17 protein-coding genes and 1 tRNA gene are annotated in these 13899 nt (G+C 69.7%); 5 read left to right on the forward strand and 13 right to left on the reverse strand.

Annotated features, from left to right (window positions below; translation table 11 throughout):
• Positions 1-35 precede the first annotated feature (35 nt).
• Genes CCK91_RS08440 through CCK91_RS08465 form a run of 6 tightly spaced genes read right to left on the reverse strand, consistent with a single transcriptional unit; the run spans position 36 to position 4146 of the window.
• Entirely contained in the window at positions 36-524 is a 489-nt protein-coding gene (locus CCK91_RS08440) for a hypothetical protein (RefSeq protein WP_086473616.1), read from the reverse strand.
• Positions 499-924, reverse strand: coding sequence for a TadE/TadG family type IV pilus assembly protein (locus tag CCK91_RS08445; protein WP_242664466.1), 426 nt, complete (start codon positions 922-924; stop codon positions 499-501). Before CCK91_RS08445 ends, CCK91_RS08440 begins: the two co-directional genes overlap by 26 nt.
• On the reverse strand, positions 908-1102 hold the full coding sequence (locus CCK91_RS08450; RefSeq protein WP_086473617.1) for a hypothetical protein: 195 nt from the start codon (positions 1100-1102) through the stop codon (positions 908-910). The genes CCK91_RS08445 and CCK91_RS08450 overlap by 17 nt, the downstream gene beginning before the upstream one ends.
• Before the next feature lie 13 nt (positions 1103-1115).
• A complete protein-coding gene (locus CCK91_RS08455) occupies positions 1116-2054 on the reverse strand; it encodes a type II secretion system F family protein (RefSeq protein ID WP_086473618.1) in 939 nt (312 codons plus the stop codon).
• Positions 2051-2920: a type II secretion system F family protein gene (locus tag CCK91_RS08460; protein WP_086473619.1), complete on the reverse strand. Its 870-nt coding sequence runs from the start codon at positions 2918-2920 to the stop codon at positions 2051-2053. Before CCK91_RS08460 ends, CCK91_RS08455 begins: the two co-directional genes overlap by 4 nt.
• Positions 2917-4146, reverse strand: coding sequence for a CpaF family protein (locus CCK91_RS08465; protein ID WP_086473620.1), 1230 nt, complete (start codon positions 4144-4146; stop codon positions 2917-2919). Before CCK91_RS08465 ends, CCK91_RS08460 begins: the two co-directional genes overlap by 4 nt.
• A 96-nt stretch (positions 4147-4242) precedes the next feature.
• Between CCK91_RS08465 and CCK91_RS08470 the strand changes: the two genes are divergently transcribed.
• Entirely contained in the window at positions 4243-4635 is a 393-nt protein-coding gene (locus tag CCK91_RS08470; RefSeq protein WP_119863548.1) for a barstar family protein, read from the forward strand.
• 25 nt (positions 4636-4660) lie between these two features.
• Here CCK91_RS08470 and CCK91_RS08475 read toward each other — a convergent pair whose 3' ends face one another.
• The gene (locus tag CCK91_RS08475; RefSeq protein ID WP_086473621.1) at positions 4661-4933 is read right to left on the reverse strand and encodes a DUF2277 domain-containing protein; all 273 of its coding nucleotides are present in this window, start codon (positions 4931-4933) and stop codon (positions 4661-4663) included.
• A 107-nt stretch (positions 4934-5040) separates the two neighbouring features.
• Here CCK91_RS08475 and CCK91_RS08480 point away from each other — a divergent pair, with 107 nt between their 5' ends.
• On the forward strand, positions 5041-5784 hold the full coding sequence (locus tag CCK91_RS08480; protein WP_086473622.1) for an NAD(P)H-hydrate epimerase: 744 nt from the start codon (positions 5041-5043) through the stop codon (positions 5782-5784).
• A 68-nt stretch (positions 5785-5852) separates the two neighbouring features.
• Here CCK91_RS08480 and CCK91_RS08485 read toward each other — a convergent pair whose 3' ends face one another.
• A complete protein-coding gene (locus CCK91_RS08485) occupies positions 5853-7766 on the reverse strand; it encodes an anthranilate synthase family protein (protein WP_086473623.1) in 1914 nt (637 codons plus the stop codon).
• A 243-nt stretch (positions 7767-8009) separates the two neighbouring features.
• On the opposite strand from CCK91_RS08485, the gene CCK91_RS08490 reads away from it, so the two are divergent.
• A tRNA-Leu gene (locus tag CCK91_RS08490) sits at positions 8010-8091 on the forward strand.
• Positions 8092-8143: 52 nt separating this feature from the next.
• Positions 8144-8890, forward strand: coding sequence for a DedA family protein (locus CCK91_RS08495; RefSeq protein WP_085510558.1), 747 nt, complete (start codon positions 8144-8146; stop codon positions 8888-8890).
• Positions 8891-8943: 53 nt separating this feature from the next.
• Here CCK91_RS08495 and CCK91_RS08500 read toward each other — a convergent pair whose 3' ends face one another.
• From CCK91_RS08500 to murI, 4 genes are all read right to left on the reverse strand, one after another.
• The gene (locus CCK91_RS08500) at positions 8944-9855 is read right to left on the reverse strand and encodes a cation diffusion facilitator family transporter (protein ID WP_086473624.1); all 912 of its coding nucleotides are present in this window, start codon (positions 9853-9855) and stop codon (positions 8944-8946) included.
• Between the two features lie 77 nt (positions 9856-9932).
• On the reverse strand, positions 9933-10568 hold the full coding sequence (gene rdgB / locus CCK91_RS08505; protein ID WP_086473625.1) for an RdgB/HAM1 family non-canonical purine NTP pyrophosphatase: 636 nt from the start codon (positions 10566-10568) through the stop codon (positions 9933-9935).
• The gene (gene rph, locus CCK91_RS08510; RefSeq protein ID WP_086473626.1) at positions 10568-11302 is read right to left on the reverse strand and encodes a ribonuclease PH; all 735 of its coding nucleotides are present in this window, start codon (positions 11300-11302) and stop codon (positions 10568-10570) included. The genes rdgB and rph overlap by 1 nt, the downstream gene beginning before the upstream one ends.
• Entirely contained in the window at positions 11295-12140 is an 846-nt protein-coding gene (gene murI / locus CCK91_RS08515) for a glutamate racemase (protein WP_071260977.1), read from the reverse strand. Before murI ends, rph begins: the two co-directional genes overlap by 8 nt.
• Before the next feature lie 87 nt (positions 12141-12227).
• Between murI and CCK91_RS08520 the strand changes: the two genes are divergently transcribed.
• Positions 12228-13556, forward strand: a complete 1329-nt coding sequence (locus CCK91_RS08520; protein ID WP_079705576.1) for a nicotinate phosphoribosyltransferase — start codon at positions 12228-12230, stop codon at positions 13554-13556.
• 43 nt (positions 13557-13599) lie between these two features.
• On the opposite strand, the gene CCK91_RS08525 is transcribed toward CCK91_RS08520, so the two are convergent.
• On the reverse strand, positions 13600-13875 hold the full coding sequence (locus tag CCK91_RS08525; protein WP_086473833.1) for a DUF3039 domain-containing protein: 276 nt from the start codon (positions 13873-13875) through the stop codon (positions 13600-13602).
• Between the last annotated feature and the right edge of the window lie 24 nt (positions 13876-13899).

Here is a 13899-nt window from a genome sequence, read left to right on the forward strand (position 1 = left end):
GCCGACGTCCGGACGTCGGCGTCCGCCCGGAACCCTCATTCCGCCTCACTGAACCGGTCGTCGAACCGGGAGATCGGTGCCGTCGCCGCGCCGGTCACGGGGACCGCGGCCTGGACGCCGAGGATCTCGGGCATCAGCGGCAGGACGACGAGGATGTCGACGGTGACGGTGACGGCACCGCCGCGCTGCCCGCACGGGAGACCGGCTGGTGCGCAGTCGAGCGTGACGGACGACTGGGACCGGTCGAGCCCGAAGTCCTCGAGCGCGAGTGCGAGCGAGTCCTCGACGCGGTCGCGACCCGTGGCGTCGTCGTCGGCCCGCGCGTAGAGTTTCGCCGCCTGCGCCGCGGCCCCGCCGGCCGCGAGCACCGCCGCCTGCACCTCGGCGAGCGCGACGATGAGATAGACGATCGGCACGAGGAGCACCAGACCGACGGTGATGAACTCGAGGGAGGCCGAACCGTCGTCGTCCCGTGCGGTCGGTCGGTGACGCAGCTCATCACTCGAGCGTCTCGAGGACCGCATGACCCTCCACCTCCAAGACGCCGGGCAGCCCGATCAAGCCCACGATCGGGAGCGGCGCGCGGACGGTCACGGTGACCATGTCGGCTCCGCGATGATCGGCCAGTGTGGCGCTGACGTCACCCGTGTAGCCGTTCCCCACGGCGACGGCGATGAGCTGGCGTGCCCGGTCGGCGCCGTCGAGCAGTTCGGTGTCGGCCAGTGCACCGAACCGGGCTCCCTCCGCCGCCGCGTCGATGAGCGTGTTCCGGACGTGGAGGGCGAGCGCGAGCTGGACCACGGACATCATCAGGACGGTGAGGATCGCTCCGACGAACACGAACTCGGCGACGGCTGATCCATCCTCGCCGCGCAGCAGTCGCGTCCGCCATCCGCCGATCCCGGGCTCAGATGCCGGAGACACGGTCGATGGCCTGTTCGAACACCTGCGTGAGCGCCGGGCCCGCGACACCCCAGATGAGGAGGACGAGCCCGGCCGTCATGAGCGTGATGAGGACCCAGCCGGGGACGTCGCCGCGCTCCTCGGCGAGGAGGGAGCGGCTCCGGTGGAGCGCGCGATCGAGGAAGGAGGGGGAGGACATGTGGAACCTTTCGTCAGAAGCCGGTCCGGAGTACGAACGCTCCGGGGAAGACGGCGATGATGATGGACAGGGGCAGGATGAGGAAGACGAGGGGCACGAGCATCGCGACCTCCTTCTTCCCGGCGGATTCGAGGAGACGGCGTTTGGCGGTGTCGCGTCCGTCGTGTGCGTGGTCGAGGAGCACGGCTGCGACCGGTGTGCCGCGTTCGAGCGCACCGAGGATCTGGTCGACGCATCGCGACAGCATCGGCATCGCGAGTCGGGCCTCGAACTGCCGGAGTGCGGTGGCGAACGGGATACCGGTGGAGACCTCCGCCATCACCCGGCGGAACTCTCTGCCGAGTTCCCCGCTGGACCCGATGCGCGCAACGCGGTCCATCGCGTCCGTGATCGCCTCGCCCGCCGCGAGACTCAGACTGAGGAACTCGAGCACCGTCGGCAACTCCTCCTCGATCCGCGCGAGGCGGCGACTGGCGGCGAGCGCCAGCAGCTGGTCGCGGAGGACGATTCCGGCCACCGCCCCGACCGCGGGAAGCGGTGCGGCGAACGGGAGCGGGAGCCGACCGTTGCTGAAGGAGAACACGGCGAGCGCCGCCGCGACCGCGAAACCGCCGAGCCCCCAGAGGAGTTGCAGCAGTCGGTACCGCTCCAACGTCGGTCCCCCGGCTTGACCCAATCGACGGATGACGAGTTCCTGATCGGCGCCGACCAGGCCGAGCGACCATCGAACCGCGCGGAGGACCGGGACCAGCAGGGTCCCGAGGACCGGTAGCGGGTCGGTCGAGCGGCGCGCGGCTTGCGAGCGGGCGTCGCTGGAGAGGTCGGCGACATAGGGGGCGATGCGGTCCGCGAGCCGTGGTCGCCCGAGTGCCGGCAGGAGCATCGCGAGCGCCCAGAGGCCGACCCCGAGCACCGCTCCGAGGCTGAGGGCCCACGCTCCGTCTGCACTCACCGGAACCACCGTCGTTCGGGCTGGAGCCGTCCGACACGGAGCATCGCCTGGTAGGCGAGAGCGGAGACCACGACGCCGGCGATGATCAGGACCGCTCCTTCACGGGAGTTGTAGGCGGCCGAGGCCTCCGGCCGGGACGACAGGAGCAGGAGGATCGCCCAGGGTGCCGCGACGCCCAGCCTGGCGGCGTTCACCACCCAGGACTGCCGCGCCTCGGCCTCGGCTCGGATGGCCGACTCCTCACGCAGCCCCGCGGACAGCGCTCGGAGCACCGCCGGCAGTTCCGTGCCACCCACGTCGCGGGCCATGCGCACCGTCTCGAGAATGCGGTCCGCGACCGGGTCGGCGAGCGCGGTCTTCAGGTCGTCGATGCAGTCGGCGAAGCGGCCGGCAGCCCGGTAGTCGGCGCTGAACGCGGCGAACGCCGGACGGAGCGGTGCGGGTCCGACGGTGTCGAGCGCGGCCACCGCATCCGGGAGCGAGAGCCCTGATCGGATCGCGGACAACAGATGGTCCACGACATCCGGCCACAGTCCCCGCTGCAGGCGACGTCGAGAGGTGGCGCGGGCTCGGAGCACGATCACCGGGGCGACGAGTCCGGCGACGACGACGACGGCGCTCAACGGCAGGACACGGCAGAGCGCCTGGACCACCGCGCCGGCGACGAGTCCGGCGAGGACGGAGACCACGATGGCGGCCGCCCAGTACCGACCGGGCAGACCGGCCAGGATCAGGAGTTCGCGGAGCGCAGCGACCGGCCTCCACCGCTCCAGGGTGTCGCGCAGCGGCTCAGGGTCCGGCCACCACCAGGGTGCGACGGTGAGGAGGAGGCCTGCGGCGAGGACCGCTCCGACGACGAGACTCATCGCTCGCCGACGGCGAGGATCGACGCGAGCGAGATCCCGGCCGCACGGTACTTCGCGTCGTTCAGCGGGAAGCGACCGGTGGCGCGGAGCTCTCCGTCGCGCTGCTCGAAGAGGGTGGAGGCCTCGATCGTGTGGGACTCCCCGCTCCCGCCGACCGCGATGATCTCCGCCACACGTCGGCGTCCGGACCGGTCGAGCTCGCAGTGCACGACGAGGTCGACACATGATGCGACGGCCGGGCGCACGAACCCCGAGTCGATGTTCCGGCCCGCCAGCAATGGCAGCGTGCAGAGCTTGCCGATCGCGTCGCGCGCGGAGTTCGCGTGGATACTGCAGAGCCCGGGCAATCCGCTGTTGAGGGCGATCAGGAGGTCGAGGCTCTCCGCCTCCCGGACCTCGCCGACGACGATGCGGTCCGGCCGCATCCGGAGCGCCTCCTTGATGAGCCGACGCAGCGTGATCTCTCCCGTGCCCTCGAGACTGGCCTGCCGGCACTGCATCGCGACGACGTCGCGGTTGCCCGGCGCCAGCTCGAAGGTCTCCTCGACGGTGACGATGCGGAGGGCCGGGTCCAACGAGGCGATGAGGGCACCGAGCATCGTGGTCTTGCCGGCCTGCGTCGCGCCCGACACGAGCAGGTTCGCCCCCGCGGTCATGCTCGCGCGCAGGAACTCGGCGGCCTGATAGCTGATCGACCCTGCGGCCACGAGCTGACCGAGGTCGCGGATCCGCGCGGAGAACTTGCGGATGTTGATGGACATGTGCCGACGCGTGACGTCTGGGATGACGACGTGCAGCCGCGAGCCGTCCGGAAGCGAGGCGTCGACGAAGGGGTTCGCGAGGTCGACCCGTCGACCGGTGGCGCGCAGCATCCGCTCCACAAGGTCGCGGACGTCGCCCTCGCCGAGGACCACGTCCGTGAGCTCCGACACCCCACCGCGGGCGACGAACACCTTCGTCGGCTCGTTGATCCAGATCTCCTCGACACCCGGGTCGTCGAGCAACGGCTGGATCGCGCCGAACCCCGTCACCGCGGCGAGCACCTCGCTCGTCATCCCGTGCTCATCGTCGATCAGCGGCGTCGTGTCGTTCAACGCGCGCTCGTTGTAGCGACGCACCTCCTCACGGGCGATCCGCCCCGCTCCCCCACGCCGACCAGGCTCTCCGAACTCCTCACGCACCCGGTCGCGCACGCGCGCCGTGATGATCTCTGCCGCTGTCCCCATGCCGCCATCCTGACGAACACCGGCCACACCCCGCAGAAGTTATCCACAGCACCACCCGCTCGACGCGTCACCGACCGGTCACTAGGCTCGGGGACCGTGCCGACCACCTTCCGCATCGACGGCTCCCGCATCCACGACATCTCCTCGTTCTACGAGGTGATGAACGAGCTGCTGATGCAGGACGAGGACTGGGATCTCGGCCCCAGCCTCGACGCCCTCGACGACGTCCTCTACGGCGGGATCGGCTCGCTCCGCGATCTCGACGACATGCACTTCGTCTGGACGGACCACGACGCGAGCCGCACCGCACTCGGCGTCACGGCCACCCGCGCTTGGTTGCAGGAGAAGCTCGAGCGGGGCGTACCGTTCGACACGGCCCGGATCACCGCGCAGCTCGACGACCTCGACGCCGGCCGGGGTAAGACCTACTTCGACCTCCTCCTCGAGGTCTTCGCCGGCCACCCGGACATCCGACTCGAACTCGCCTGACCAGGTGCGGAACCGGCGCCCGCGCTCAGGCCGTCGCGAACCGCTTCGCCGAACGCTCCTTCGCCTTCTGCGCCTCGACCTCGCGGTCCTTCGGCGGGGCGGTCGTCACGAGGTCTTCGAGCAGATGGCGGGTGATGTGGGCGATCTCCGCGACCGCTCGGTCGAAGGCCTCAGCGTTCGCCTGGGACGGCTTCGTCGACCCGCTGATCTTCCGCACGTACTGGAGCGCCGCGGCCCCGACCTCGTCGTCGGTCGCGGCCGGCTCGAAATTGTGAAGGGTGTGGATGTTCCGGCACATGCAGGCATGGTAGCCCCGGCGCACGCCAGGATCCAGAGGCGATTCGGGAGCTGGCGCCGCGCCGCAACCGCTTGCGGCGGTCGACCCGAGCCGGAAGAGTGGGCGCCATGATCAACGGCTACACCGCAGACCAGGTCCGAGCCGCAGAGGCACCACTCTTGGACGCCGGGGAACCGCTCATGGCGCGAGCCGCCCACGGCCTCGCCGAAGAACTCCGGACGGTCCTCGCCGATCGCGCGGCGGGCCTCGAGGGCGAGGCACCCGATGTCTGGAAGATCCTGCTGCTCGTCGGGTCGGGCGACAACGGCGGCGACGCCCTCTTCGCAGCGGCGGACCTCGCCGGCACGACCGGTCCGGACGACGTCCCGCTCGACCTCGTCGTGGCCAGGACGGGTGACCACGCGCACGAGGCAGGCTACGCCGCGGCGGTCGAGGCCGGTGTCCGCTTCCTCATGAACTCCCCCGCCGAACCGGACGACACCGCCGACGAGGCCAAGGGCGCCGCGATCGTCGTCGACGCGGTCTTCGGCATCGGGGCAAGCCGGAACCCCACCCTGCGCGGTGCGCCGAAGGCCATCGTCGAGGCGGTCCTCCCGGTCGTGCAGAACTCCGGCGGACCGACCGTCGTCGCCGTGGACGTCCCGAGCGGCATCGACCCCGATGAGGGAAGCGTCCCCGAGGGTGCCGTCCTGCCAGCGGAGGTCACGGTCACCTTCGGCGCGGTGAAGGCCGGGCTCCTCATCCCACCCGGCTCGGCCTACGCCGGCGACGTCCGCCTCATCGACATCGGTCTCGGACCGCAGCTGGCCGACGTCACGCCGTTCACGACGCTCGACCAGGCGGACGCCTGACGAGCAGCCACGCACGGTTCGCCACCTGGGCGGTCGGCATCACCGACCGTCCAGGCGGTGCATGACGTTCAGGAGCCGACGACAGCAGCCGACCGTCCGGACGCGACACCCGCGAGCGCGTGACCCGCGAGCGACCCGAGGGTCCGGAGCCCGTCGCGCGACAGCACCGACTCGAGGTGCCCCTGGACCGACGCGAACCCGCGACCACGCATCGCGAAGACGTCGCCGGACGCCGCATCGGCAGCGATCTCGACCCCGCCGACCGGAGCCTCACCCGCCAGCCGTGCGGTGAAGGTGTTGTAGAACCCGATCAACGATTCCTCGCCGAAGAGGTCGAGGTCGAGCTGCAAACCCTGTCGGGGCGCGTCGAGGCGTTCGATCGGCAGCCCGAGCTGGATCGCCAGCACCTGATGGCTCAGGCAGACGGCGAGCAGCGGCGCTCCGGCGGCGAGACGCGCGGATACGATCTCGTGCATCCGACGGACACGCGGATCGGCGAGGTCGAGCGGGTCGCCCGGACCCGGACCGGCGACGAGGAGGTCGACGTCCACGAGCGCGTCAGTCACCGCCGACCAGTGCTCCACGCTGACGGTCATCCCGAAGTGGCGCAGCTGGTGGGCGAGCATCGCGGTGAACTCGTCCTCGGCGTCGACGATGACCGCGGTACGGCCCGACAGCGAACCGACTGGCGCCGGGTGCTGCGGCTGCAACCAGAAGGACGCCAACCGCTCGTTCCGCGCTCGGAGCGCGTCCTGCACTCCGGGTTCCGCCGCGAGGTCGACGGTCGGGCCGAGTTCAGCGGGTGCCATGACGCCGAGCGCGGTCAACACGCCTGCCGCCTTCGCGGCCGTCTCGGCGACCTCCGACTCGGGGTCCGAGTGACGGACGAGCGTCGCACCGGCGGGAACGCGGACGAGGCCGGTGTCGTCGACATAGGCGGTACGGATGAGGATCGGTGCGTCGAGTTCGTAGTCGCCGTCGCCCACCGGGGTGAACAGCGCGAGCACGCCGGAGTAGTAGCCGCGCGCGTTCCGCTCGTGGCGGGCGATGACCGAGCACGCGTTCTGCATGGGCGAGCCGGTGACCGTCGGTGCGAACATCGTCAACCGCAGGACCTCGCGGACGTCGAGTTCGCTCGTCCCGGCGAGCAGGTACTCGGTGTGGGTGAGGCGCGACATCTGCTTGACGTAGGGGCCGAGGATGCGTCCACCGGAGGCGCACACCCGGCTCATCATCTTCATCTCCTCGTCGACGACCATGAAGAGCTCTTCCGTCTCCTTGACGTCGCCGAGGAACGCGCGGAAGTCGTCGCCGGTCGCCCCGGAGCGCGGGTGGCGGAAGGTGCCGCTGATGGGGTTCATGGTGACGGTGCGTTCACCGGTCGACGCGTCGCGGGCGACCGCGACGTGACGCTCGGGCGTCGCACCGGCCATCGAGACGCCCGGCGTGTGCACGGCGAAGGTCCAGTAGGCGCCGGTCTCTCCCGACAGGAGCGCCCGCAACCAGGCGAGGACGGCGCGCTCGGCCGGCACCTCGGTCGTCGCGGTGAACTCGCGGCGGATGACGAAGTTGGCGCCCTCGCCGCGTCCGATCTCATCCTCGATGACGCGGCGCACGATCGACGCGTAGTCCTCGTCGGAGACGTCGAACCCGCCGTCGACCAGCGGGACCGCGTCTGCGGGGAGTCGTTCGAGCACCTCGTCGAGGGTCACCGTCTCGCGCTCGCTCACCACGAGGCAGCGCAGCGGAGCGCCGTCGTCCATCGCCGCGAAGCCGCGCTCGCGCACCTGGCGGTAGGGCACGAGGGTGAGGACCTCGGGTTGGTGGTCGTCGCCGGTGGATCCGAGCGGGATGTCGGCGAGCGACTCGACGTCGACGACGTCGCCCGTGTAGAGGTCGACGGTGTCGCTGCCGTGTCGGCGGAGCACCGCGAACGGGAAGTCGGGGCCGGCGTGCAGCACGCGGTGGAGCAGGGTGGTCATGGTGGTGTCCTCAGGCTGGGACCGATCCGACAGGGCCTCCGAACGAGAACGACCGCCCTGTCAGGCGGTCGAGTCGTCGTGTGTGCACGTGCGCGGTCCGCCTAGGAGGCGGGCCACCAGCTCGTTGCACACGTCGTTCGCATGGAGCCGAGCATACACGGGCCGACCCGGGCTCCGCTGTCCATGGCTCCTCCCCCGAAGCTCAGGACGTTCCCGACCTCGCTCCCGTAGACTGAGCGGGCCGCGGGAGTGGTGGAATTGGCAGACACGCAGGATTTAGGTTCCTGTGCTTTCGAGCGTGAGGGTTCAAGTCCCTTCTCCCGCACGCGACATCGTCGTACGCCGTTCCATCCCTCCCCCGACAGCAGGAGCTCCGCATGGTCCACACCGCCCTCATCCCCTGGCTCGACCCGGAGGGCATCATCACGGCCGTCGGTCCCTGGGCCCTCGTCGTCGTCTGCGCGATCGTCTTCGCCGAGACCGGTCTCCTCGTCGGATTCCTGCTCCCCGGCGACACCCTGCTCGTCATCACCGGTCTCCTCGCGTTCGGCTCCGCCCGCGTCATCGAGATCGACATCTGGTGGGTCTGCCTCGCGATCGGGTTCGCCGCGTTCCTCGGCGGCGAGGTCGGATACCTCATCGGGCACAAACTCGGGCCGAAGGTGTTCGAACGCAAGGAGTCCGGCCTCTTCAGCATCAAGAACGTCGAGCGGACGAACGCCTTCTTCGAGCGCTTCGGCGCCCTCGCGGTCATCCTGGCGCGCTTCGTCCCGATCGTCCGGACCTTCGCCCCGGTCGCGGCCGGCATCGGGCACATGAACTACAAGAAGTACTCGCTCTACAACCTCATCGGCGCGCTCATCTGGGGCGCAGGGCTCACCTTCTTCGGCTACCTGCTCGGGTACATCCCCCCTGTCGCCACCTTCGTGCAGAACTACATCGACGTCATCCTCATCGGGGCCGTCGTCCTCACCCTCATCCCGACCACCTGGCACTACATCCAGTCCAGCCGGAAGGCGAAGGCTCTGCAGGGCACCATCACCGAGGAGGAGCGTCGGGCCGCGGCTTCGAAGCTCGCCGACCAGGACGTCTTCAAGCGCGACCGCGGGAACGACACGGTCTGATCACCGGTGTCGACGCTCGCACGAGCGGTTGCGACAACCGGACCGCCCACGCGTCAGCGGTGGTGCGACTCCTCGTGCGAGGCGTGTTCCTCGGGTTCCAGCTGGAACGTCGAGTGCTCGACGTCGAAGTGGTCGTGGAGGCACGAACCGAGACGGTCGAGCAGCTCCCCCGTGCCACCATCGGCGAACACCTCCTGTTCGACGACGACGTGTGCCGAGAACACGGGCTGTCCGGACGTGATCTGCCAGACGTGGACGTCGTGGACGGCCACGACGCCGTCGGTGCCGAGCAGGTGGTCCCTGATCTCCTGCACGTCCGTGTCGGACGGTGCGGACTCGCTGAGGACGTGGACGACGTCGCGGAGTAACGACCATGCCCGCGGCACGATCATCGCGGCGATCGCGAGCGACGCGATGGCATCGGCCTGAGCGAAACCCGTCACCATGATGACCACCGCGGCGATGATCACGGCGATCGAACCGAGGAGGTCGCCGAGGACCTCGAGGTACGCACCGCGCATGTTGATCGACGTGTCACGGCCGCCGCGCAGCACCTGGAGGGCGGCGAGGTTCGCCACGAGACCGATGACGGCGACGATCAACATCGGAAGGCTCTTGACCTCCGCGTCCGCCGGCTCGACGAGGCGGGACACCCCCTCGATGAGGACCGACACCGCGACGGCGATCAGGATGAGCGCGTTGATGAGTGCGCCGAACACCTCCGCGCGCTGATACCCGAAGGTCTGGCGGTCGGTGGCCGGTCGGGCGGCGACGATCGTGGCGACGAGTGCGATGATCAGTCCGGTGAGGTCGGACAGCATGTGCCCGGCGTCGGCGAGGAGGGACAGCGAACCGCTCACCCAGGCGCCGACGAGTTCGACCACGAGGACGGTCGCGATGATGGCGATCGCCACCGCGAGTCTCCTGCGGTTGGCGGTGCCGGCGTGTGCGTGATCGTGACCCATGATGCATCAACCGTAGGAGCTTCCCAGCGCCCGCGGAAGGGTTCATGCCGAGATAGGAATGGTCCTGAGTATCATGCTCAGCTGGCGGTCGACGCGGGCCCCTCGGGCACGAGCCGCTGCAGCACCGGGACGAGTGCTCGGAAGGCGAGCGCGCGGTGGCTCAGCTCGTTCTTCTCAGCCGGTGACAGTTCCGCCGCCGTCCGCCGCTCGCCGTCCGGGATGAACGCCGGGTCGTATCCGAAGCCGTTCGTCCCGCTCGGCTCCGTCGCGAGTGCTCCGCGCCAGGTGCCGACGGCGACGTGCTCGAACGGCTCCGTCCCATCGATCCCCGGTGGCACCACGAGGGCGAGGTGGCAGGCGAACCAGGCGGCACGATGCTCCTCGTGCACGTCCTGCAGCTGGTCGAGGAGCAGGGCGAGGTTCGCGGTCGAGTCGTGCTGCGAGCCGGCCCAGCGCGCCGAGAAGATACCCGGTGATCCACCCAGGATCTCGACGCCGATGCCGGAGTCGTCGGCGAGCGCGATGGAGCCGGTGTGCGCGGCGGCGACCCGCGCCTTGATCAACGCGTTCTCGCTGAAAGTCGTGCCGTCCTCGACGGGCTCCGGGCCGTCGTAGGCGAGGACCGTGATCCCGGGGACGTCGCGGCTGACGAGCCGCTGGAACTCCTCGACCTTGTGCTGGTTGTGCGTCGCGAGGACGATCTCGACGCTCATCAGCGTCCGAGGGCCTCGAACTGGATGGCCTTGAGCGACGCAGCGCCACCGACGGCGAGGTCGAGCAGGGAGTCGAGTTCGCGGCGGTCGAACGGGGCGCCTTCGGCCGTCCCCTGCACTTCGACGAACGATCCGCCGCCGGTGACGACGACGTTCATGTCGGTCTCGGCACGCACGTCCTCGACGTAGGCGAGGTCGAGCATGGGCACGCCGTCGATGACGCCGACCGAGACGGCCGAGACGCTGTCGGTGAGGGGCGATGCCTTCTGCGAGATGAACTTCTTGCCGCGCGCCCACTCGATCGCGTCGGCGAGGGCGACGTAGGCGCCGGTGATCGCCGCCGTGCGGGTGCCACCGTCCGCCTGCAGGACGTCGCAGTCGATGACGATCGTGTTCTCGCCGAGGGCCTTGGTGTCGATCACGGCGCGGAGGCTCCGACCGATGAGTCGCGAGATCTCGTGGGTACGACCGCCGATCTTGCCCTTGACCGCTTCACGGTCCATCCGCTCGTTGGTGGAACGGGGCAGCATCGCGTACTCGGCGGTGACCCAACCGCGACCCTTGCCGTTCAGCCAGCGCGGCACGCCGTTGGTGAACGAGGCCGTGCAGAGCACCTTCGTCCGACCGAAGCTGATGAGTGCCGAACCCTCGGCCTGCTCGCTCCAGCCGCGCTCGATCGTGATGGGACGCAGCTGGTCGTTGGTGCGGCCGTCGGCGCGCGCGATGTCACTCATGGATGTGCTCCTCGAACTGGTGGGATGGAAGGTCGATGACGCCGGTCTGGACGAGCGAGACGGTGGAGATCTCCCGGCCCATCAGACGGTTGGCGAGGGCGATGAAGTCGTCGGCACTGCTCCCGGTCGCCTCGTACCGGTGGGTGGCAGGTTCGCTGCTGTCGCGCAGCAGGTCACGGGTGACGAGCACGCGGTAGACGTCGTTCGCGGTCTCGGTGTCGCTCGAGACGAGCGACACCTGCGGACCCATCACGTAGCTGATCGCTCCCTTGAGGAAGGGGTAGTGGGTGCATCCGAGGACGACGGTGTCGACGCCGGCGTGCCGGAGCGGGGCCAGGTACTCCTCCGCGGCCTCGAGGAGGTCGGGGCCGGTCGTGACGCCGGCCTCCACGAACTCCACGAACCGGGGGCAGGCCTGGCCGAACACCGTCAGCTCGGGATTGACCTCGAACAGGTCTTGATACGCCCGCGAGTTGATCGTGCCCTCGGTCCCGATGACGCCGATGCGCCCGTTCCTCGTGCTCCGGACCGCGGTCCGCACAGCGGGCTGGATCACCTCGACCACGGGGACCGAGTAGCGTTCGCGGGCATCGCGGAGCATGGCCGCCGATGCGGTGTTGCAGGCGATCACCAGCATCTTCACGCCCTGATCGACGAGCGAGTCGAGGACCTCGAGCGAGTAGCGCCGCACGTCGGCGATGGGCTTCGGGCCGTAGGGCGAGTGGGCCGTGTCGCCGATGTAGATCACGGACTCGGCGGGGAGCTGGTCGCTGACCGCTCTCGCCACCGTGAGTCCGCCGACGCCGGAGTCGAAGATGCCGATGGGTGCGTCGTTCACGATGACCCAGCCTACCGCCCCTGCCGATGGACGTCGCTGACCGACCGATCACCACGTTCCGAGCACGCTCGCGGCTAGGCTGAACGGGTGCACGAGTCCTCAGCTCTCCTCACCGACCGATACGAACTCACGATGCTGGACGCCGCCCTCCACCGCGGCACCGCGGATCGGGAGTGTCTGTTCGAGCTGTTCGCCAGACGCCTCTCCGGCGGCCGCCGCTACGGCGTCGTTGCCGGCACGGGCCGGTTCCTCGAACTGCTCAAGCACTTCCGCTTCGGCGAATCGGAACTCGAGTGGCTGCGCGACGAGGGCGTCGTCAGCACGACGGCGCTCGACTGGCTCGCCGACTACCGCTTCTCGGGATCGATCTGGGGCTACCGCGAGGGCGAGGCCTTCTTCCCCGGTTCGCCGATCCTGGTCGTGGAGGGCACGTTCGCCGAAGCCGTCATCCTCGAGACCCTGGCGCTCAGCGTGTTCAACTACGACAGCGCGGTCGCCACGGCCGCCGCGCGCATGACCTCTGCGGCGGGCAGCCGCCCCCTGGCGGAGATGGGCTCCCGTCGGACGGGCGAGCGGTCGGCGATCGCCGCAGCCCGGGCGGCGTACATCGCCGGCTTCAGCGCCACCTCGAACCTCGAGGCCGGACGCAGCTGGGGCATACCGACGATGGGGACGGCCGCGCACTCCTTCACGCTCCTGCACGACTCCGAAGAGGACGCCTTCCGAGCCCAGATCGACACGATGGGCGCCGGGACCACGCTGCTCGTCGACACCTACGACATCGAGGAGGCCGTGCGACTCGGCGTACGCCTCGCCGGCCCGGAACTGGGAGCCGTACGCATCGACTCCGGTGATCTGCCGATCGTCGTCGACCAGGTCCGCCGCCTCCTCGACGAGCTCGGCGCCACGTCGACCCGCATCACGGTCACCAACGACCTCGACGAGCACGCCGTCGCGGCCCTGGCCGCGTCCCCGGTCGACTCCTACGGCGTCGGCACCTCAGTGGTCACCGGCTCCGGCTCCCCCGCCATGGGCATGGTCTACAAGCTCGTCGCGCACCGCGACGACCAGGGCGACTGGATCAGCGTCGCGAAGAAGTCGGCAGAGAAGGCGACCGTCGGCGGCCGCAAGACCGCCGCCCGCGCCTACGACCGGCACGGGGTCGCCCGCGAGGAGCGCATCTACCTCGGGGACGGGCCGGCAGGCGAACACGAGGGTGCGGCCGACGCCGCTTCGGAACGCCCGTTGATGGTCCAGCTCGTCGAAGGCGGACTCGTGGACGAGCAGTACCTTGGTGCTGCAGGCACGCGTCAGGCCAGGGAACACCGGGCACAGGCGGTGGCGGAATTGCCGCCCCGGGCCGTCAGCCTCACCCGCGGCGACCCCGTGCTCCCGACCGTCTACCTCGAGGGCTGACTGCGGCGACGCGTCTCAGCATCGGCCGCGGTGCGCTCCAGCGTCAGTCGCGGAGGAGCTTCTCGTAGATCTCCTTGCAGGACGGGCAGATCGGGAACTTCTCGGGGTCGCGACCCGGCGTCCACTTCTTGCCGCAGAGCGCCTTCACCGGCTTGCCGCTCAACGCCGACTCGAGGATCTTCTCCTTCTTGACGTAGTGCGAGAAGCGCTCGTGATCGCCCGGCTCGATGTTCTCGCTCTCGATCAGCTCCTCGAGCTCACGATCCATGATCGCCGTGCTCCCACCGTCGGGCGTGCCACCGGGATCGATCGTGCTCATCTGCTGCTTCGTGCTGTCATGCTG

The organism is Plantibacter elymi (nom. nud.) (assembly GCF_900177795.1).
Classification (GTDB): domain Bacteria; phylum Actinomycetota; class Actinomycetes; order Actinomycetales; family Microbacteriaceae; genus Plantibacter; species Plantibacter elymi.

Coding starts and splice junctions, on each gene's coding strand:
- CCK91_RS08460 (WP_086473619.1), bottom strand. CDS start 2,920: ATGAGTCTCGTCGTCGGAGCGGTCCTCGCCGCAGGCCTCCTCCTCACC.
- rdgB (WP_086473625.1), bottom strand. CDS start 10,568: ATGAGCGTCGAGATCGTCCTCGCGACGCACAACCAGCACAAGGTCGAG.
- CCK91_RS08465 (WP_086473620.1), bottom strand. CDS start 4,146: ATGGGGACAGCGGCAGAGATCATCACGGCGCGCGTGCGCGACCGGGTG.
- CCK91_RS08480 (WP_086473622.1), top strand. CDS start 5,041: ATGATCAACGGCTACACCGCAGACCAGGTCCGAGCCGCAGAGGCACCA.
- CCK91_RS08475 (WP_086473621.1), bottom strand. CDS start 4,933: ATGTGCCGGAACATCCACACCCTTCACAATTTCGAGCCGGCCGCGACC.
- CCK91_RS08450 (WP_086473617.1), bottom strand. CDS start 1,102: ATGTCCTCCCCCTCCTTCCTCGATCGCGCGCTCCACCGGAGCCGCTCC.
- CCK91_RS08500 (WP_086473624.1), bottom strand. CDS start 9,855: ATGGGTCACGATCACGCACACGCCGGCACCGCCAACCGCAGGAGACTC.
- CCK91_RS08440 (WP_086473616.1), bottom strand. CDS start 524: ATGCGGTCCTCGAGACGCTCGAGTGATGAGCTGCGTCACCGACCGACC.
- CCK91_RS08485 (WP_086473623.1), bottom strand. CDS start 7,766: ATGACCACCCTGCTCCACCGCGTGCTGCACGCCGGCCCCGACTTCCCG.
- CCK91_RS08525 (WP_086473833.1), bottom strand. CDS start 13,875: ATGAGCACGATCGATCCCGGTGGCACGCCCGACGGTGGGAGCACGGCG.
- rph (WP_086473626.1), bottom strand. CDS start 11,302: ATGAGTGACATCGCGCGCGCCGACGGCCGCACCAACGACCAGCTGCGT.
- CCK91_RS08495 (WP_085510558.1), top strand. CDS start 8,144: ATGGTCCACACCGCCCTCATCCCCTGGCTCGACCCGGAGGGCATCATC.